At 57.9% G+C, this 18484-nt stretch carries 20 protein-coding genes; 13 read left to right on the top strand and 7 right to left on the bottom strand.

The genetic code is table 11. The features are described from left to right. Positions 1-114 precede the first annotated feature (114 nt). From metG to H8F23_RS04500, 8 genes are all read left to right on the top strand, one after another. Positions 115-2166 (top strand): methionine--tRNA ligase, encoded by a 2052-nt coding sequence (gene metG / locus H8F23_RS04535; protein WP_194933558.1) that lies wholly within the window; start codon positions 115-117, stop codon positions 2164-2166. A gap of 131 nt (positions 2167-2297) precedes the next feature. Next, positions 2298-2867 (top strand): electron transport complex protein RnfA, encoded by a 570-nt coding sequence (locus H8F23_RS04530; RefSeq protein ID WP_194933557.1) that lies wholly within the window; start codon positions 2298-2300, stop codon positions 2865-2867. After that, positions 2864-4072, top strand: coding sequence for an electron transport complex subunit RsxB (gene rsxB, locus H8F23_RS04525; protein ID WP_194933556.1), 1209 nt, complete (start codon positions 2864-2866; stop codon positions 4070-4072). The genes H8F23_RS04530 and rsxB overlap by 4 nt, the downstream gene beginning before the upstream one ends. Continuing rightward, positions 4059-5042, top strand: coding sequence for an RnfABCDGE type electron transport complex subunit D (locus tag H8F23_RS04520; RefSeq protein ID WP_194933555.1), 984 nt, complete (start codon positions 4059-4061; stop codon positions 5040-5042). Before rsxB ends, H8F23_RS04520 begins: the two co-directional genes overlap by 14 nt. Continuing rightward, positions 5039-5644, top strand: a complete 606-nt coding sequence (locus H8F23_RS04515; RefSeq protein WP_194933554.1) for an RnfABCDGE type electron transport complex subunit G — start codon at positions 5039-5041, stop codon at positions 5642-5644. The genes H8F23_RS04520 and H8F23_RS04515 overlap by 4 nt, the downstream gene beginning before the upstream one ends. Next, positions 5641-6222 carry an Rnf-Nqr domain containing protein gene (locus tag H8F23_RS04510; protein ID WP_194933553.1) on the top strand — a complete coding sequence of 194 codons (582 nt, stop codon included), beginning with the start codon at positions 5641-5643 and terminating at the stop codon, positions 6220-6222. Before H8F23_RS04515 ends, H8F23_RS04510 begins: the two co-directional genes overlap by 4 nt. Beyond that, on the top strand, positions 6219-6857 hold the full coding sequence (nth, locus tag H8F23_RS04505) for an endonuclease III (RefSeq protein ID WP_008079405.1): 639 nt from the start codon (positions 6219-6221) through the stop codon (positions 6855-6857). The genes H8F23_RS04510 and nth overlap by 4 nt, the downstream gene beginning before the upstream one ends. Before the next feature lie 106 nt (positions 6858-6963). Next, positions 6964-7140 (top strand): PA3496 family putative envelope integrity protein, encoded by a 177-nt coding sequence (locus H8F23_RS04500; protein ID WP_194933552.1) that lies wholly within the window; start codon positions 6964-6966, stop codon positions 7138-7140. 89 nt (positions 7141-7229) lie between these two features. Here H8F23_RS04500 and H8F23_RS04495 read toward each other — a convergent pair whose 3' ends face one another. Continuing rightward, positions 7230-7856, bottom strand: a complete 627-nt coding sequence (locus tag H8F23_RS04495; RefSeq protein ID WP_064119001.1) for a response regulator transcription factor — start codon at positions 7854-7856, stop codon at positions 7230-7232. A gap of 511 nt (positions 7857-8367) precedes the next feature. On the opposite strand from H8F23_RS04495, the gene H8F23_RS04490 reads away from it, so the two are divergent. Continuing rightward, on the top strand, positions 8368-9084 hold the full coding sequence (locus H8F23_RS04490; RefSeq protein WP_095048288.1) for a hypothetical protein: 717 nt from the start codon (positions 8368-8370) through the stop codon (positions 9082-9084). 133 nt (positions 9085-9217) lie between these two features. On the opposite strand, the gene H8F23_RS04485 is transcribed toward H8F23_RS04490, so the two are convergent. Beyond that, positions 9218-10435 (bottom strand): argininosuccinate synthase, encoded by a 1218-nt coding sequence (locus tag H8F23_RS04485; protein WP_007916658.1) that lies wholly within the window; start codon positions 10433-10435, stop codon positions 9218-9220. Between the two features lie 129 nt (positions 10436-10564). Then, the gene (locus H8F23_RS04480; protein WP_186622884.1) at positions 10565-11473 is read right to left on the bottom strand and encodes a flagellar protein MotY; all 909 of its coding nucleotides are present in this window, start codon (positions 11471-11473) and stop codon (positions 10565-10567) included. 160 nt (positions 11474-11633) lie between these two features. Here H8F23_RS04480 and pyrC point away from each other — a divergent pair, with 160 nt between their 5' ends. Continuing rightward, positions 11634-12680 carry a dihydroorotase gene (gene pyrC, locus H8F23_RS04475; protein ID WP_194933551.1) on the top strand — a complete coding sequence of 349 codons (1047 nt, stop codon included), beginning with the start codon at positions 11634-11636 and terminating at the stop codon, positions 12678-12680. Beyond that, on the top strand, positions 12677-13354 hold the full coding sequence (gene rnt, locus H8F23_RS04470; RefSeq protein ID WP_007916667.1) for a ribonuclease T: 678 nt from the start codon (positions 12677-12679) through the stop codon (positions 13352-13354). The genes pyrC and rnt overlap by 4 nt, the downstream gene beginning before the upstream one ends. 78 nt (positions 13355-13432) lie before the next feature. Here rnt and H8F23_RS04465 read toward each other — a convergent pair whose 3' ends face one another. Continuing rightward, entirely contained in the window at positions 13433-14035 is a 603-nt protein-coding gene (locus tag H8F23_RS04465; RefSeq protein ID WP_003227723.1) for a peroxiredoxin, read from the bottom strand. Between the two features lie 314 nt (positions 14036-14349). Here H8F23_RS04465 and H8F23_RS04460 point away from each other — a divergent pair, with 314 nt between their 5' ends. After that, positions 14350-14568: a bacterioferritin-associated ferredoxin gene (locus tag H8F23_RS04460; protein ID WP_093430580.1), complete on the top strand. Its 219-nt coding sequence runs from the start codon at positions 14350-14352 to the stop codon at positions 14566-14568. A gap of 201 nt (positions 14569-14769) precedes the next feature. Beyond that, the gene (gene bfr, locus H8F23_RS04455; protein WP_007916671.1) at positions 14770-15243 is read left to right on the top strand and encodes a bacterioferritin; all 474 of its coding nucleotides are present in this window, start codon (positions 14770-14772) and stop codon (positions 15241-15243) included. 188 nt (positions 15244-15431) lie between these two features. Here the strand turns inward: bfr and grxD are convergent, their stop codons facing one another. From grxD to H8F23_RS04440, 3 genes are all read right to left on the bottom strand, one after another. After that, on the bottom strand, positions 15432-15773 hold the full coding sequence (gene grxD / locus H8F23_RS04450; RefSeq protein WP_008079424.1) for a Grx4 family monothiol glutaredoxin: 342 nt from the start codon (positions 15771-15773) through the stop codon (positions 15432-15434). 97 nt (positions 15774-15870) lie between these two features. Further along, positions 15871-17976 (bottom strand): molybdopterin oxidoreductase family protein, encoded by a 2106-nt coding sequence (locus tag H8F23_RS04445; RefSeq protein ID WP_194933550.1) that lies wholly within the window; start codon positions 17974-17976, stop codon positions 15871-15873. A gap of 134 nt (positions 17977-18110) precedes the next feature. Next, positions 18111-18401, bottom strand: coding sequence for a hypothetical protein (locus H8F23_RS04440; protein ID WP_016986650.1), 291 nt, complete (start codon positions 18399-18401; stop codon positions 18111-18113). Between the last annotated feature and the right edge of the window lie 83 nt (positions 18402-18484).

Here is an 18484-nt window from a genome sequence, read left to right as displayed (position 1 = left end):
CAGGCTGCGATCTTTTCCGTCTGCTCATCCAATGAAACAGGCGCACAGGGTGAAAAATATGCGCCAGCGCTTTATAGTGGCCGACCTCCGTTTCATCAAGTAGCGAAGCCCCACATGTCCGAACCACGCAAGATCCTCGTCACCAGCGCCCTGCCCTACGCCAACGGTTCGATTCACCTTGGCCATATGCTGGAATATATCCAGACCGATATGTGGGTGCGCTTCCAGAAGCATCGCGGCAACCAGTGCATTTATGTCTGCGCCGACGACGCCCACGGTTCGGCGATCATGCTGCGCGCGGAAAAGGAAGGCATCACCCCGGAACAACTGATCGCCAATGTACAGGCTGAACACAGCGCCGACTTTGCCGAGTTCCTGGTCGATTTCGACAACTTCCACTCCACTCACGCCGAAGAAAACCGTGAGCTGTCGAGCCAGATCTACATCAAGCTGCGTGACGCCGGGCACATTGCCCAGCGCTCGATCACCCAGTATTTCGACCCGGAAAAGAAAATGTTCCTGGCCGACCGCTTCATCAAGGGCACCTGCCCGAAATGCGGCACTGAAGACCAGTACGGCGACAACTGCGAAAAATGCGGTGCAACCTACGCTCCAACTGACCTGAAGGATCCGAAGTCGGCGATCTCCGGCGCCACGCCGGTGCTCAAGGATTCCCAGCACTTCTTCTTCAAACTCCCAGACTTTCAGCAAATGCTGCAGACCTGGACCCGCAGCGGCACACTGCAAGACGCCGTGGCCAACAAGATCGCCGAATGGCTCGACGCCGGCCTGCAGCAGTGGGACATCTCCCGCGATGCGCCGTACTTCGGTTTCGAGATTCCGGGCGAGCCGGGCAAGTATTTCTACGTGTGGCTGGACGCGCCGATCGGCTACATGGCCAGCTTCAAGAACCTCTGCGACCGCACGCCGGAGCTGGACTTCGACGCGTTCTGGGGCAAGGATTCCACCGCCGAGCTGTACCATTTCATCGGCAAGGACATCGTCAACTTCCACGCGCTGTTCTGGCCAGCGATGCTCGAAGGCGCGGGCTACCGCAAGCCGACCGGCATCAACGTGCACGGCTACCTGACCGTCAACGGCCAGAAAATGTCCAAGTCGCGCGGCACATTCATCAAGGCCCGTACGTATCTGGATCACCTGTCGCCGGAGTACCTGCGCTACTACTACGCGGCCAAACTGGGCCGTGGCGTCGATGACCTCGACCTGAACCTCGAAGACTTCGTGCAGAAGGTCAACTCGGATCTGGTCGGCAAAGTGGTCAACATTGCCAGCCGATGCGCCGGTTTCATCCAGAAAGGTAACGGCGGCCTGCTGGTCGACCAAAACGCTGCACCGGAGTTGACCGAGGCTTTCCTCGCCGCTGCGCCAAGCATTGCCGACGCCTATGAAGCCCGCGACTTCGCCCGCGCCATGCGTGAAACCATGGCCCTGGCCGACCGCGCCAATGCCTGGATCGCCGACAAGGCCCCGTGGTCGCTGAACAAACAGGAAGGCAAGCAGGATGAAGTCCAGGCGATCTGCGCCACCGGCATCAACCTGTTCCGCCAACTGGTGATCTTCCTCAAACCGGTGTTGCCGTTGCTGGCCGCCGATGCCGAGGCATTCCTCAACGTCGCCCCGCTGACCTGGAACGACCACACCACCCTGCTGGCCAACCACCAGTTGAACGAATTCAAACCGTTGATGACCCGCATCGACCCGGTAAAAGTGCAAGCCATGAGCGATGCCTCGAAAGAAGACCTGACCGCCAGCCAGACCGACACCGGTGCAACCGCTCCGGCCGGCAACGGCGAACTGGCCAAGGATCCGCTGTCGCCGGAAATCGATTTCGACGCGTTTGCCGCGATCGACCTGCGCGTCGCACTGATCGTCAAAGCCGAACACGTCGAAGGTGCTGACAAGCTGCTGCGCCTGACCCTGGACATCGGTGACGAGCAACGCAACGTGTTCTCCGGGATCAAGAGCGCTTACCCGGATCCGTCGAAACTCGACGGTCGCCTGACCATGATGATCGCCAACCTCAAGCCACGGAAAATGAAGTTCGGTATCTCCGAAGGCATGGTGATGGCGGCTGGCCCTGGCGGTGAAGAGATTTACCTGCTGAGCCCGGACAGCGGCGCCAAGCCGGGTCAACGCATCAAGTAAGGCCCGGCAACAAATCGATCCCACCGGCGTGCCCCGCATGCCGGTGGGATTTTTCATATCTGGCCCACCCTGCGTGGCTGCCGGATAATGCCTAACCTTATGAGATAGCCGACCGTTTCTCTGGCAGAACCATGACCGAACTCGTGCTTACGCTTATCAGTGCTGCGCTGCTTAACAACTTCGTGTTGCACTGGCCCTTGGGCGTCGATCCGCTGCTGGCGGGCAGTCGTCGTCAGGTGCATGCGCTGGGACTGGCGACGTTGTGCCTGATGCTGGTTGTGGGTGTAGCCGCTTACGGGATCTGGCATTGGCTACTGGTGCCGCTTCACCTTGAAGCCCTGCGGCTGTTCGTGTTTCTGCCCTTGAGTGTGTTGCTGATCGCACCGCTGCTGAAATTGTTGTCCAGCGGCTTTCCCGGTCTGCCTTTCGACGGGCTATGGCCATTGTTGCTGGGCAATGCCGGAGTGCTTGGGCTGGCACTGATCAACGCGCAAAACGATCAAGGCCTGCCGCAGGCAATAGCGCTAAGTCTTGGCGCCGGGCTGGGTTTCTGGCTGGTGCTGAGCCTCTTCAGCGATTTGCGCGAGCGCACGGCCGACAACGATATCCCCCTGCCCTTTCGTGGCCTGCCGATTGATCTGATCGGCGCCGGACTGATCGCAGTGATTTTTCTCGGATTCAGTGGACTGATCAAAACATGAGTCTGATTCAACGCATCGATGCCCTCCTGCCGCAGACCCAATGCGGCAAGTGCGGCCATCCCGGATGCAAACCGTACGCACAAGGCATCGCCGAGGGCGAGCCGATCAACAAGTGCCCGCCGGGCGGTGACGAAACCATCGCGGCGCTGGCTGAACTGTTGAAAGTGCCGGTGCTGGAACTGGACATCAGTCGCGGCTCGGCACCGCCGCAAGTGGCGTTTATCCGTGAAGCCGAATGCATTGGCTGCACCAAGTGCATTCAGGCCTGCCCGATCGACGCGATCGTCGGCGCGGCGAAACTGATGCACACGGTCATCGTCGACGAGTGCACCGGTTGCGATCTGTGTGTCGCACCGTGCCCGGTGGATTGCATCGAAATGCATCCATTGTCGCCGGGCACGTTGCCGGTGGTGGGCGGCCTCGCCGTCAGTCTCGACGAGCAGCGCGCGCGCGCGGCCAAACGCGATCACGCGCGTCAACGCTTCGAGCGCCGAAACGAGCGCTTGCACCGCGAAGAACAACAGAAACAGGCTGAGCGTGAAGCGCGGGCGAAACGGGCGGCGCAGCCTCAAGTGACCGCGACCGATCCGGTGCAGGCAGCATTGGAACGCGTGCGTGCGCAGAAAGCCGCCACCGTTGACGCGGCGCTGAAGAAAGCCAAAATCGATGTAGCGATGAGCCGCGCGCAATTGCACAAATCGTTGAAAGCCTTCGGTCATCCGCCGACGTTCGAGCAGCAGGCACAATTGATCGTGTTGCAGCAGCAGTTCGGCGCGGCTGAGGAGGCCTTGGCGAAAATTGAAAGCAGCGCCCCGCCTGCCCCGGCAGTCACGGTCCCGGCGAAAGATGCCGACTTGAAACGGGCAAAAATCCAGTTGGCAATGCGTCGTGCCGAACTGAAAAAAGCCCAAACCGCCGAAGCGGCGCCCGAACAGATCGCCGCGCTGGAACAAGCACTGCGCGATGCCGAACAGGCCCTGCACGCCGCCGAAGCTACAAGCGATCAGCCGTTGCCTGACCTGGTGCGCGTCGAAAAACGTCCGGTCGACAGCCAGCTTCGCCAGTTGAAAACCGAATTGGCCTACGCCCGCGCCGACCTCAACAAACTCGAACGGCGCGCCGACACGCCTACCGAAATCCTCGCCAAGGCCCGCGCCCGCCTGCAAGACGCCGAGCGCCAGGTGCAAGATCATGTTGCCCCTTGAGGCACCGGACAATCGCCTGCAACAGGCAATGAAGCTGGTGCTGCTGGCCGCTTTGCCAGGGCTGCTCGCACTGTTCTGGCTGTACGGTTGGGGGGTGTTGATCAATCTGATTCTGGCGGCCACCACAGCATTGATTGTCGAAGCAGCCATCCCGCACCTGCGTCGACAGCCCCTGCAGCCAGCGCTGAGCGACGGCAGCGCGCTTGTCAGCGCGACATTGCTGGCTGCCGCCCTGCCACCTTATTGCCCCTGGTGGCTGACGGTAACAGCCATGGCTTCGGGTCTGCTGTTTGGCAAGCACGTGTACGGCGGCGTCGGCAAAAACCCGTTCAATCCGGCAATGCTCGGGTTTGCCTTGGCCATGGTGATGTTTCCGCAACCGATGACCCATTGGCCGGCTCATGGCCTGGATCTGACGGCAACGTTTCAACAAGTATTCGGCGCAGGTCAGGCGCCGGATGCTTGGGTCCAGGCCACCGTACTGGACAGCCTGCGCATCAATAAAAGCCTGACCATGGACGAGTTGTTCACCAGCAATCCAGGCTTCGGTCGATGGGGCGGACACGGTGTGGAATGGGTGAATCTGGCGTTCCTCGCCGGTGGGTTGTTTCTGCTGCAGCGCCGCGTTTTCAGTTGGCATGCGCCAGTGGGCATGCTCATCAGCCTGTTTGTCATCAGTCTGCTGTGCTGGAACGGTTCCGGGTCGGACTCGCATGGGTCACCGCTGTTTCACCTGCTCAGTGGCGCGACCATGCTGGGGGCGTTCTTTATCATCACTGAACCGGTCTCTGGCGCTAAAAGCGCGCTTGCCCGTCTGCTGTTCGGAGGCAGTGTCGGGCTGCTGACTTACGTGATTCGAACCTGGGGTGGATACCCGGATGGCGTGGCGTTCGCAGTGCTGCTGATGAATCTTTGCGTGCCTGCGCTGGAGCGATTTGCCGCGAGCCGTCAGTCAGAGGTGCGCCCATGAATCGCACGGCCAGCGCGTCTATTGTGCTGCTGTTGGCGGTCATCGGCGTCGCTGTGACTTATGTTGTATACCGTAGTACTGCAGCGCAAATTGCCAGCGAGCAGCGTTTGATCGAAAGCCGCAAACTGCTGGATCTGCTTCCACTCGATGCCTACGACAATCAACCGCTCGAGCAGCCTTTGGCCTTGGCAGACTTGAACTTGAGCCATAGCACCTTGACGGGTGGTTATCGCGCGACCGAACGCGGCCAGACCGTCGCAATCTTGCTACACAGTCAGACCCAGGGTTATGCGGGCGCCATCGAACTGTTGATCGCCATAGATGCCAACGGCAAATTGCTCGGTGTGAAAACCCTTAAACAAAGCGAAACGCCAGGACTCGGCGGGCACCTGGGGGACTGGCCGAATACCTGGCTACAGTCGTTTATCGGCACATCGAGCAAGGAGCCAACAGATGCGGGATGGGCGCTGAAAAAGGATCAGGGACAATTTGATCAAATAGCTGGCGCGACCATCACCTCGCGCGCAGCCATCAGCGCGATCCATGATGCCCTGCGCTACTTCGATGAACATCGGGCCGCGCTACTGGGGAGCGGAACATGAACCGACCAGTAGTTCTCTCGAACACTTTGATGCTGACATTGCTGCTTGGCACTAGTGACTCACTGGCAGGTGGTGTGGGGACATTGTTGATGTTCGTTACTGTCGCAGGCATGTATGGCCTGTGCATGGCTGCTATGCGACCACGGCTCACAGAAAAAAGCGTGTTGCTCGCCAGCGTGTTGCTCGCCGCGACCCTCACCAGTTGCGCAGATCTTTTGGCGCAACGCTGGTTTCTGCCCTGGCAGCAAACCTTCGGCCTCTATGTCGGCCTGCTCGCCTTGCAATGCGTGGTGCTGGAGCACAACGGGTTCTGGCGGCAGTCGTGGATCGAGCGGCTCAAACTCTGCGGCATGTTCGGCGGATTGCTGCTCGGGCTCGCCGGGCTGCGTGAACTCGTCGGTCACGGCAGTCTCGGCCGGGGACTGTTCGAACACTGGCCAGGTCTTGTTGTATTTGGCGAAGGGCTGCACCTGATCACGTTGATCCCCGGTGCTTTTATTTTGTTGGCGCTGCTGCTGGCGGCGCGTCAGGCGATAGTTCGCCCGAACTCGATATCCAAGGAAACACATCGCTCATGAATGCAGCAAAACGCCTGGAGATTTTCCGCCGCCTGCACGAAGACAACCCGGAACCGAAGACCGAACTGGCCTACTCCTCGCCGTTCGAGTTGTTGATCGCGGTGATTCTTTCGGCGCAATCGACAGACGTCGGCGTCAACAAGGCCACGGCAAAGCTGTTTCCGGTTGCCAACACACCAGCGGCGATCCACGCTTTGGGCGTCGAGGGGCTATCCGAATACATCAAGACGATCGGCCTCTACAACAGCAAGGCCAAGAACGTCATCGAAACCTGCCGCTTGCTGGTCGAACGCCATGGCAGCGAAGTCCCGCAAACCCGTGAAGAGCTCGAAGCCCTGCCGGGAGTGGGCCGCAAGACCGCCAACGTCGTACTCAACACGGCTTTCCGCCAACTGACCATGGCCGTCGACACTCATATATTTCGGGTCAGCAACCGCACCGGCATTGCACCGGGTAAAAACGTGGTCGAAGTGGAAAAGAAGCTGATGAAGTTTGTACCCAAAGAATTCCTTCTCGACTCTCATCACTGGCTGATACTTCATGGCCGTTATGTGTGTCTGGCCCGCAAGCCACGCTGCGGCAGCTGCCGGATCGAAGACCTGTGCGAGTACAAGGACAAAACTTCGGACGATTGACCGGCTATTGGAATAATTGATAAGTCGATTGAAAAAATCTTTTTTACCCGCCGCAGGAATATCGATATAAGGGGCGCCAAAGGCATTCTTAGCCGGGAGTTAGCTGATGAGTAGCGACAAAGAGCCACTTGATGTAGATGATGATATCGCTGCGGAATCTGAGGACACCGAACCTGTGGTCGAAGTCGCCAAGACCAATCTCAGCAAGCGCCGTACGATCGATAACCTGCTTGAGGAGCGCCGACTGCAAAAGCAATTGGCCGATTACGATTTTGATGACTGATATTTGAAAGCCTCCCGAAATGGAGGCTTTTCACTTTCTGCGGCTAGCGGAGTTCGACCGGCCCACCACCCTGTCAGCCCTCGATACATTCAGACCAGACCATTACGCTGCGCCAGCTCGATCAGATCAACCAGGGACCGCGCATTGAGCTTCAACAACAAGCGCGTCTTGTAGGTGCTTACGGTTTTGTTGCTCAAAAACATGCCATCGGCGATTTCCTTGTTTGTCTTGCCTCGCGCCAACTGCTGCAACACCATCATTTCCCGACCGGACAGACGATCCACCATGTCAGCCTCACTGGCATTGCCCAGACTGGTGCGGACTGTATGCAAAGCCTGATTGGGAAAATAACTATAGCCCGACAATACCGCCTTGATCGCACTGAGCAACTCGGTCAGGTCCTGTTGTTTACAGACATAGCCGGCCGCCCCCGACTGCATGCAGCGCATTGAAAAGTGCCCGGGAGCCTGGGAGGTCAACACCAGAACTTTAATAGGCATGGCCGTCGTAGTCAGGCGCGCGATAACTTCCAGACCATCTAGCTTCGGTATTCCAATATCCAGAATGACAATATCCGGCATTTGTTCTCGAGCAAGTTGTAACGCATCCACACCGTTATCAGTTTCTGCGATGACTTCGTAGCCATGACGTTCCATCAGCATACGTACCGCAAGACGAATGACAGGGTGATCATCCACGATCAGCACTTTATTCATGGGCAAGTCCAGTTTCGCTGTTCGAATTTTTAGAACACGCACAATAGCCCAGTCACTTGCTCTATGGCATGCCAGGGTTAACACGCACCTGCATCGAGAGACATACCCTACAGTCATTGCGGACTATTCCTACAAAATACCGCCACCCCCAGTAAACATCCGACGTTATTTCCTCCTCCGCTCACGGAAATAGTTCGCTTTTAACTTGTTACAGACTACGGCTAACGACACAGAAATCATGCCTTGTCGTTGAGTTTCACGGTGCCCGAAAGGCCATGACACCTGCGAATCTGCGTTCGGCCGAGAACTTTGATTATCAACCCGAAACACCATGCAACAGCCGACACACCCACCTCACAACTTCAAACCCGATATAAACACTTGAAACAAGATATTTATACCCAACACAATACTTTTGCTATAAATACAAGTATTTGAAACCCGATTACCAGGCCACTCAACTCATACCAACTTATCACCAACGAGACAGATCAAACACAAGAGCACAAGCATGCTGAAAATAAAAAACAAAATCACTAACCCAATGACGGTAATTGCCATATTCGCAGCCATTTCGGAAACATCAGCCGCTATTTCGCTGCCTTTCCTAGACAATAAGGACAGAGAGATCTACGTGTGGTTTCTGATCAGCTTCCCGTTCTACTTGCTGTTTCTATTCTTTATAACTTTAAACTTTAACTACCGTTCCCTTTACTCACCTTCGGACTTCGGCAAGGACAAAAACTTTCTTAAGGTAATCGATAACAACGACCGCGAGAACAAACGAAACACACCACCCCTGGAGCCAGCCACACAAGGGACATTTGGACTATCAAGTTGTATCGTGCCCAGCGAGTCAGGCCCAACCGAATGCAAGGACGCGTGCAAAGTCCACAACGCGCCTGACCCGCCCTCGGCCATCAACTCAAAATCGAACCTGATTGTTCAGCACAACATTCAGTTGCCCGCATGGGTCAGTGACCTGCACCTCATCGACGTTCGGGGTGTCGATGCATCGAGAGAGTTAGCCACGATTCTGGAAAACATCCGGAACCTGGACCGGAAAACTCCCCGAGTGGTGGTGTTTCTTTCCAATCATGTATCGGACGTTTTACTGACGCAGCATTCATTGCTGAAGATCAGGCACGTCAGGAAAGGCTCAGGCAAAACGATTTGTATTGTTTATAACCTTTGCGCACAGGCGGTAACGCTGCTGGGACGGGCATAAAGGATGAGTCGTAGCCACAGATGCCAAGACCAGGAACAGGCTTCAATCAGACGCAAACAAAGAATCATGCAAAAAGGGCGGCCTTGTCTCGATGACAAGGCCGCCCTTTTCATTACGCTTCAGACCAGAACGCTTAGAACAGCTTGCGGCCCTTGTTGGCAGCAATGCGCATGCGCAGCGCGTTGAGCTTGATGAAGCCCGCTGCGTCGGCCTGGTTGTAAGCACCGCCGTCTTCTTCGAAGGTCGCGATGTTGGAATCGAACAGCGAATCGTCGGACTTGCGGCCGGTAACGATCACGTTGCCTTTGTACAACTTCAGGCGCACAACGCCGTTCACGTTGACCTGCGAAGCGTCGATCATCTGCTGCAGCATCAGACGCTCTGGGCTCCACCAGTAACCGGTGTAGATCAGGCTGGCGTATTTCGGCATCAGCTCGTCTTTGAGGTGAGCGACTTCGCGGTCCAGGGTGATCGATTCGATGGCGCGGTGAGCGCGCAGCATAATGGTGCCGCCCGGGGTTTCGTAGCAGCCACGGGACTTCATGCCGACGTAACGGTTTTCGACGATGTCGAGACGGCCGATACCGTGAGCGCCACCGATCTTGTTCAGCGTCGCCAGCACGGTGGCCGGAGTCATTTCGACGCCGTCCAGTGCAACGATGTCGCCGTTGCGGTAGGTCAGTTCCAGGTATTGCGCTTTGTCAGGAGCGTTCTCCGGGGAGACGGTCCATTTCCACATGTCTTCTTCGTGCTCGGTCCAGGTGTCTTCCAGCACGCCACCTTCATAGGAGATGTGCAGCAGGTTGGCGTCCATCGAGTACGGGGACTTCTTCTTGCCGTGGCGCTCGATCGGGATCGCGTGCTTCTCGGCGTAGTCCATCAGCTTCTCGCGGGACAGCAGGTCCCACTCGCGCCAAGGGGCAATCACTTTTACGCCAGGCTTGAGCGCGTAGGCACCCAGTTCGAAACGCACCTGGTCGTTACCCTTGCCGGTGGCGCCATGGGAAATGGCGTCAGCGCCGGTTTCGTTGGCGATTTCGATCAGACGTTTGGCGATCAGCGGACGTGCGATGGAAGTACCCAGCAGGTACTCGCCTTCGTAAACGGTGTTGGCGCGGAACATCGGGAACACGAAATCACGCACGAACTCTTCGCGCAGGTCGTCGATGTAGATTTCTTTGACGCCCATGGCCTGAGCCTTGGCGCGGGCCGGCTCGACCTCTTCGCCTTGACCGAGATCAGCGGTGAAGGTCACCACTTCACAGTTATAAGTATCCTGCAGCCACTTGAGGATCACCGAAGTGTCCAGGCCGCCGGAATACGCCAGAACGACCTTGTTTACGTCCGCCATGCCATCACTCCACGGGGTTCTACGGAAAGCCGAGGAGTCTACCGCCCAAACGCGATAATTTACAGAGGCGCGACAGCTTAAGACGACAAAGCGACAGAATCTGTCGAGAGCGCGACGATGACCGGCGGGTCAGGAAGTCGCCGCAGTATTGGCTGGCGTGCTCGCTTGCGGTGCCGGAGCCGCGACCGGCGCCACGCGTGCGAGCTTGACATTGACCCGACGGTTCTTCGCGCGATTGGCCGCATTGGTGTTGGGCACAATGGGATATTGCTCGCCATGGAAACGCACGGTGATCTGCGATTCCTGAATGCCGTTGGCCTTGAAGAAGTCGACCACCGCCAGCGCGCGGCGGCGCGACAGTTCACGGTTGGTCAGGCGATTACCGCTGTTGTCGGAATGGCCGTCGAGCTCGATGTGATTGACCGTCGGATCGGCCTTCATGTATTCGAGCATCACTTGCAGCTTGGCTTTAGCGGCAGGATCCAGGTCAACGCCTTCGCCGGGGAAGCCGATCTGCGACTGTTTGATCTGGTCGAAATTCTGCGGCAGCAATTTCGCTACACACGTCTGGTAATCGTTGAAGGCCTTGCTGAACTTGACCGGCAACAGGCGTACTTCAGAGACACGGCCATCGCCTGAAGCGCGCCGTACGACCGGGCTGCGACCGTCCAGCAGGCCACTGATCAAACCGCCGGCCTGGGACTGCGAACTGCTGAACAAGACGTTGCCGCTACCGAGCCTTACAGAGCCCAGATTGATGTCACCACGGCCCGGCTGCCAAGGCGCAGCCGCTGCCAGCAACGTTGCAGAGCCGCCGCCGAGCATGGCGTTGTAGGCGTTCAGACGGAATATCGCCTGCTCGCCGGCCTTGCGCACGAACTCACCCGAGCCGAAATCAGTGATCGGTTGGGTCAGACGACATTCGAACTTGTCGCCGGCGACCGTCCACTCAATGTTCTCCAGACGGGTCTGGTACGTGAGCGCCATCGCCGGAAGGCTGGCAAACACACTGAGCAAGGCTAAATAACGCTGGCGCACGGGAGGCTCCATTGGCTTCTGAAACACAAAGACCGATTCACACTATGTTTACGGCATACCTACGGGATATCGGAAGGTTCCGGCAAAACTTGATAGCGAGTGCCTGCAAGAGTCTTTTCCGGTAGCATTCGCCTCAGTTTGACCCGCCTGGAATCCCCTCATGTCCGACCGCCTGACCCTGCTGCGTCCCGACGACTGGCACATTCATCTTCGCGATGGTGCCGTGTTGACCAATACCGTTGCCGATGTTGCGCGCACTTTTGGCCGCGCCATCATCATGCCCAACCTGGTACCACCGGTGCGCAACGCCGCTGAAGCCGACGGCTATCGCCAGCGGATTCTCGCTGCCCGCCCGGCCGGCAGTCGCTTCGAACCGCTGATGGTGCTGTACCTCACCGACCGCACCCAGCCCGAAGAAATTCGTGAAGCCAAGGCCAGTGGTTTTGTGCACGCAGCCAAGCTGTACCCGGCCGGCGCGACCACCAACTCCGATTCCGGCGTGACCAGCATCGACAAGATCTTCCCGGCACTGGAAGCCATGGCCGAAGTCGGCATGCCGTTGCTGATCCACGGTGAAGTCACCCGTGGCGACGTCGATGTGTTCGACCGCGAAAAGATCTTCATCGACGAGCACATGCGCCGCGTGGTCGAGCGCTTCCCGACGCTGAAAGTGGTGTTTGAACACATCACCACCGGTGACGCCGTGCAGTTCGTCAACGAGGCTTCGGCCAACGTTGGCGCGACCATCACCGCGCATCACCTGCTGTACAACCGCAACCACATGTTGGTGGGCGGGATTCGGCCGCACTTCTATTGCCTGCCGATCCTCAAGCGCAACACGCACCAGGAAGCGCTCCTCGACGCCGCCACCAGTGGCAGCGCGAAGTTCTTCCTCGGCACCGACTCGGCGCCGCACGCCCAGCACGCCAAGGAAGCCGCTTGCGGCTGTGCCGGCTGCTACACCGCGTACGCCGCCATCGAGTTGTATGCCGAAGCCTTCGAACAGCGTAACGCGCTGGACAAACTCGAAGCTTTCGCCAGCCTCAATGGCCCGCGCTTCTACGGCCTGCCGGTGAACACCGATCGCATCACCCTGGTTCGTGAAGAATGGACCGCCCCGACCAGCCTGCCGTTTGGCGAGCTGACCGTTATCCCGCTGCGCGCCGGTGAAAAACTGCGCTGGCGCCTGCTGGAGGAACACGCGTGAGTGAAGACCATTTCGACGATGAACTGGACGGTCAAAGTGGCGGCGGCGGTTCCCGTCACCCGATGGCAGCACGCTTTCGCGGCTACCTGCCGGTTGTCGTTGACGTAGAGACCGGTGGCTTCAACTCGGCCACCGACGCTCTGCTGGAGATTGCCGCGACCACCATCGCCATGGATGAAAAGGGTTTTGTATACCCGGATCACACCTACTTCTTCCGCGTTGAGCCGTTCGAAGGCGCCAACATCGAAGCAGCGGCGCTGGAGTTCACCGGAATCAAGCTGGACCATCCACTGCGCATGGCGGTCAGCGAAGAAACCGCACTGACTGACATCTTCCGTGGCATTCGCAAGGCGCTGAAGGCCAATGGCTGCAAGCGCGCGATTCTGGTCGGGCACAACAGCAGCTTCGATCTTGGCTTCCTCAACGCGGCCGTTGCGCGTCTGGACATGAAACGCAACCCGTTCCACCCGTTCTCCAGTTTCGACACTGCGACGCTGGCTGGTCTGGCATACGGTCAAACCGTACTGGCGAAAGCCTGCCAGGCCGCCGACATCGATTTCGACGGTCGTGAGGCGCACTCGGCGCGTTACGACACCGAGAAAACCGCTGAGCTGTTCTGCGGCATCGTCAATCGCTGGAAGCAGATGGGCGGCTGGGAAGACTTCGACGACTGATTGAGGGTCGTCGGGTAAATCCCGCGCATGAAAAAACCGGCCACGTGGGCCGGTTTTTTTGTACCTCGACGTTGCGCCTTACAGGGCAGCAGCGTTCTCGGTCAGGTAAGCCGCAACGCCTTCTGGCGAAGCGTTCATGCCTTTGTCGCCTTTTTTCCAGTTGGCAGGGCAGACTTCGCCGTGCTCTTCGTGGAATTGCAGAGCGTCGACCAGACGGATCAGCTCTTCCATGTTACGGCCCAGCGGCAGGTCGTTGATGATCTGCGAACGGACAACGCCTTTGTCGTCGATCAGGAACGCGCCACGGAAAGCCACGCCGCCTTCGGATTCAACGTCGTAAGCCTTGGCGATGTCGTGCTTCATGTCGGCAGCCATGGTGTATTTCACCTGGCCGATGCCGCCATTGTTTACTGGAGTGTTGCGCCATGCGTTGTGAGTGAAGTGCGAGTCGATCGACACTGCGATCACTTCAACGTTGCGTGCCTTGAAGTCGGCCATGCGGTTGTCCAGAGCGATCAGCTCGGACGGGCAGACGAAGGTGAAGTCCAGTGGGTAGAAGAACACCAGGCCGTATTTGCCTTTGATGGCCGAGGACAGGGTGAAGCTGTCAACGATCTCGCCATTGCCGAGTACGGCCGGGACGGTGAAGTCAGGGGCTTGTTTGCCTACGAGTACGCTCATTGATATCTCCTGGTGTAAAAACTTGAAGTTCAGGGTCCGCGCCAGCCTGCCACCCTCAGGCGACAGCCCTGTGACACGAACCCCCTTCGCAAGGGCCGACCATCATACACTGCGAATTTGGCCTGTCCTTAACGGTTTTTCAAAGCAGGCGCAGAACGGCGCTGCATTTACGGGGCCAGGCAAAACTCCAGCAAATACCGTTCGTCAGTCACGGCTGGGAATCAGCAAAAGCCTTCCGAAAGCACTTTGACAATCATTCTCGTTAACATTAAGATCCATCGCAATTGAGTCACAACCAGCGACGGTTCTCACTTATGTATGTTTGTCTCTGCACTGGCGTCACCGACGGACAGATCCGCGATGCGATCTATGAAGGTTGCTGCAGCTATAAAGAAGTCCGCCAGGCCACCGGCGTCGCCAGCCAATGCGGCAAATGCGCGTGCCTTGCCAAGGAAGTCGTTCGCGAAACCCTGACCAAGCTGCAAACCGCTCAGGCTGCGATCCCCTATCCCGTAGAATTTACCGCCGCTTGATTGCCCCCCATTTTAAAGAACCGGACTTATGTCCGGTTTTTTTATGCCTGTAAATCAACTGCTTAGCACCCAGACGCGGAACACAAACATTCTTATTCCGATTAATTTTCATATATTATTCAATAACTTAGGTTTGACACTTATAAGTACGAAGCTCAAACTCCGCCGTATATACAGCTAATACAGGGCAGGACTCCGATCATGAAAGGCGACATTACAGTCATCCAGCATCTCAACAAGATCCTTGCCAATGAGCTGGTCGCGATCAATCAGTACTTCCTACATGCACGCATGTACGAAGATTGGGGTCTGAACAAGCTCGGCAAGCACGAGTACAAAGAATCCATCGACGAGATGAAACACGCGGACAAGCTGATCAAGCGCATCCTGTTCCTCGAAGGCCTGCCAAACGTACAGGACTTGGGCAAGCTGCACATCGGCGAGCACACCAAGGAAATGCTGGAGTGCGACCTGCGTATCGAGAAGACCGGCCACGCTGACCTGAAAACCGCGATCGCGCATTGCGAAACCGTCGGTGACTTCGGTAGCCGTGAACTGCTCGAAGACATTCTCGAATCCGAAGAAGAACATATCGACTGGCTGGAAACCCAACTGGGCCTGATCGACAAAGTCGGTCTTGAGAACTATCTGCAATCGCAGATGGGCGAAGAGTAGGAGCTGCCGAAGGCTGCGATCTTTTCAGATTGCACCGGCAATTTGCAGTAACTTTTCGAACGCACTAAAAAGCCCCGCCCTCTTTCGAGATGCGGGGCTTTTTATTGGCTGAAGATCAAGAGATCGCAGCCTCGTTTCACTCGACAGCTCCTACACAAGCAGGAGGTGTCGGGTGAAACCCAGCCTTATCAGGCTTCGGACTTGTTCGCCGCTGCCGCTTCAACAGCCGACTTGATGGTGCTTTGCAGCGAACCGTCTGCGGCCATCTCGGTCATGATGTCGCTACCGCCGACCAGCTCACCGCCGACCCACAGTTGCGGGAAAGTCGGCCAGTTGGCGTACTTCGGCAGGTTGGCGCGGATTTCCGGGTTCTGCAGGATGTCCACGTACGCAAACTTTTCGCCACACGCCATCACAGCCTGCGCAGCTTTCGCGGAGAAGCCACACTGCGGGGCATTCGGCGAGCCTTTCATGTAAAGCAGAATGGTGTTGTTGGCAATCTGCTCTTTAATCGTTTCGATGATATCCATGGAGCACCTCGGCTGAACTTTCCGACTCACGGGTCGGCACGGTGACGCATTGTAACGGAATCCCGAGCGCCATGCTCGGTCTCCCCGACGGTCACATTCAGGCCGCCGCCACCGTCACCGGCACACCATTAAGTGCGGCGTTACCCGACAGTTCATCTAGCTGGCATTCATCGGTCAGATCGTTTGCGCTCGACCCAGGCTGACTGCTGGCAATCGCCATTTGCACGCCCGGCCGCGCATGCCCCCAACCATGCGGCAGGCTGACCACGCCTTTCATCATGTCCAGACTGCCGAGCACCTCGACCTCGATCTGCCCCACCCGCGAACTGACGCGCACCAACTGACCATCGTTAAGCCCACGGCTGGCGAGGTCATCCGGATGCATCAGCAGTTGATGGCGCGGCTTGCCTTTCACCAGACGGTGATAGTTATGCATCCACGAGTTATTGCTGCGCACATGACGACGGCCAATCATCAACAGCTCATCGGCGGCCGGCGCCTGCAATGCAGCAAAGCGTGCGAGGTCAGCAAGGATCTCTGGCGGAGCAGCCTGCAGGCGCTGATTCGGCGTTTTCAGGCGCGCAGCCAGGTTCGGCTTCAACGCGCCCAGATCAATCCCGTGTGGATGATCGAACAACGTCGCCAACGAAAGCTTTTGCTCGGACGCGTCACCGTAGAGGCCCATTCGCAGGCCCATGTCGATCATCTTCGCCGGTGGCATGGTCGGTTTCAGTTCCTTGCCGGTCTTCTCGGCGAAGGCCTTGGCCAGGCCTACGAAGATCTCCCAGTCATGCAAGGCGCCCTCGGGCTTGGCGAGGATCGCGCGGTTGAAGCGGCTGACGTTACGCACCGCGAACAGATTGAAGGTGGTGTCGTAGTGATCATTCTCCAACGCCGAGGTCGACGGCAGAATCAGGTCGGCATAGCGCGTGGTTTCATTGATGTACAGGTCGACGCTGACCATGAACTCCAAGCCATCCAGCGCCTGCTCCAGTTGCCGCCCGTTCGGCGTCGACAACACCGGGTTGCCAGCGACGGTGATCAGCGCACGAATCTGGCCCTCGCCTTCGGTGAGCATCTCTTCGGCCAGGGCCGAGACCGGTAGCTCGCCGCCGTACTCGGGACGCCCGGAAACGCGACTCTGCCATTTGTTGAAATGCCCGCCCGAAGTCGACGCCACCAGATCCACTGCGGGTTCAGTGCACAGTGCACCGCCGACGCGATCAAGATTACCGGTGACCAGGTTGATCAATTGCACCACCCAGTGACACAAGGTGCCGAAGGCCTGCGTCGAAACGCCCATGCGTCCGTAGCAAACGGCACTCGGCGCGGCGGCGAAATCCCGGGCCAGTTGGCGGATCTGCTCGGCAGGAACCGCACACAGCGGGCTCATGGCTTCAGCGGTAAACGCAGCGACAGCGGCGCGCACGTCATCCAGCCCATCGACCGGCAAATGACTTTCGCAGGCCAGACCTTCGCTAAACAGGGTGTTGAGCACGCCGAACAACAATGCCGCATCGCCACCGGGACGCACGAACAAATGCTGATCAGCCATGGCCGCCGTCTCGCTGCGCCGTGGATCGACGACCACCACTTTGCCGCCGCGCGCCTGAATCGCTTTCAAACGCTTCTCGACATCCGGCACGGTCATGATGCTGCCGTTGGACGCCAGCGGATTACCGCCGAGAATCAGCATGAAGTCGGTGTGATCGATATCTGGAATCGGCAACAGCAAACCATGGCCGTACATCAGATAACTGCTCAGGTGATGCGGCAACTGATCGACCGAGGTCGCCGAGTAGCGATTGCGCGTCTTCAGCAACCCCAGGAAATAATTGCTGTGGGTCATCAGCCCGTAGTTATGCACGCTTGGGTTGCCTTGATAGACCGCCACGGCGTTCTGGCCATGACGTTCCTGGATGGCCGCCAGCTTCTCGGCCACCAGCGCAAAAGCCTCGTCCCACTCTATCGGCAGCCATTCACTGCCCACACGGCGCATTGGCTGGCGCAGGCGATCCGGATCGTTCTGGATGTCTTGCAGGGCCACAGCCTTGGGGCAGATGTGTCCACGACTAAACGTGTCGAGCGCGTCACCCTTGATTGAAGTGATTGCGACGTTGCCATCGGTTTCGGTGGTTTCGATGGTCAGCCCGCAAATGGCTTCACACAGATGGCAGGCACGGTGATGGAGAGTCTTGGTCATGGCCAGTCTCTGTCTTGTTCTGGGCAGGCATTCACGCCCGCGGGAACAAAACTATGGCCCCGGCGCCGATCCTGCGCCAGCGACGTTCGTCCTGTGAATCGGCGGTTATCAGGCGAGCCGATAAACCGCCTAGATCAGTTGGACGGCAGCTGAGGCGGTGCGGCCAGCTGAATCTCCTGAATGGTTTCAATCTGCTCGTGGGCGACGTGTACGCCGGTGAGTTCGCCGATCAATCGCCAGTGTTCGTCGAGCCCGGCACTGATGGTCGCCATGCGATCGATCATGTGGCGGCCGGCACTCTTCACCACTTCGTCTTCGCTGCGCAGCAGTTCGAATGACATTGAAGTGACTGAGGCGGTGAGATGGGTCAGTGAGCGAGCCGTGTGGCCCAGCAGTTCCATTAACAGTTTTTCTTTCGATTCCATGCGGAGGCTTCCTGCGTCGCTCGAAACTTATTTATAACCCAGCACTTTGCTTTAGCAAATGTTTCAGCCTGAGCATCCGACCA

Source organism: Pseudomonas neuropathica (genome assembly GCF_015461835.1).
Taxonomy (GTDB): Bacteria; Pseudomonadota; Gammaproteobacteria; order Pseudomonadales; family Pseudomonadaceae; genus Aquipseudomonas; species Aquipseudomonas neuropathica.
This window is presented reverse-complemented; position numbering and strand designations above follow the sequence as displayed.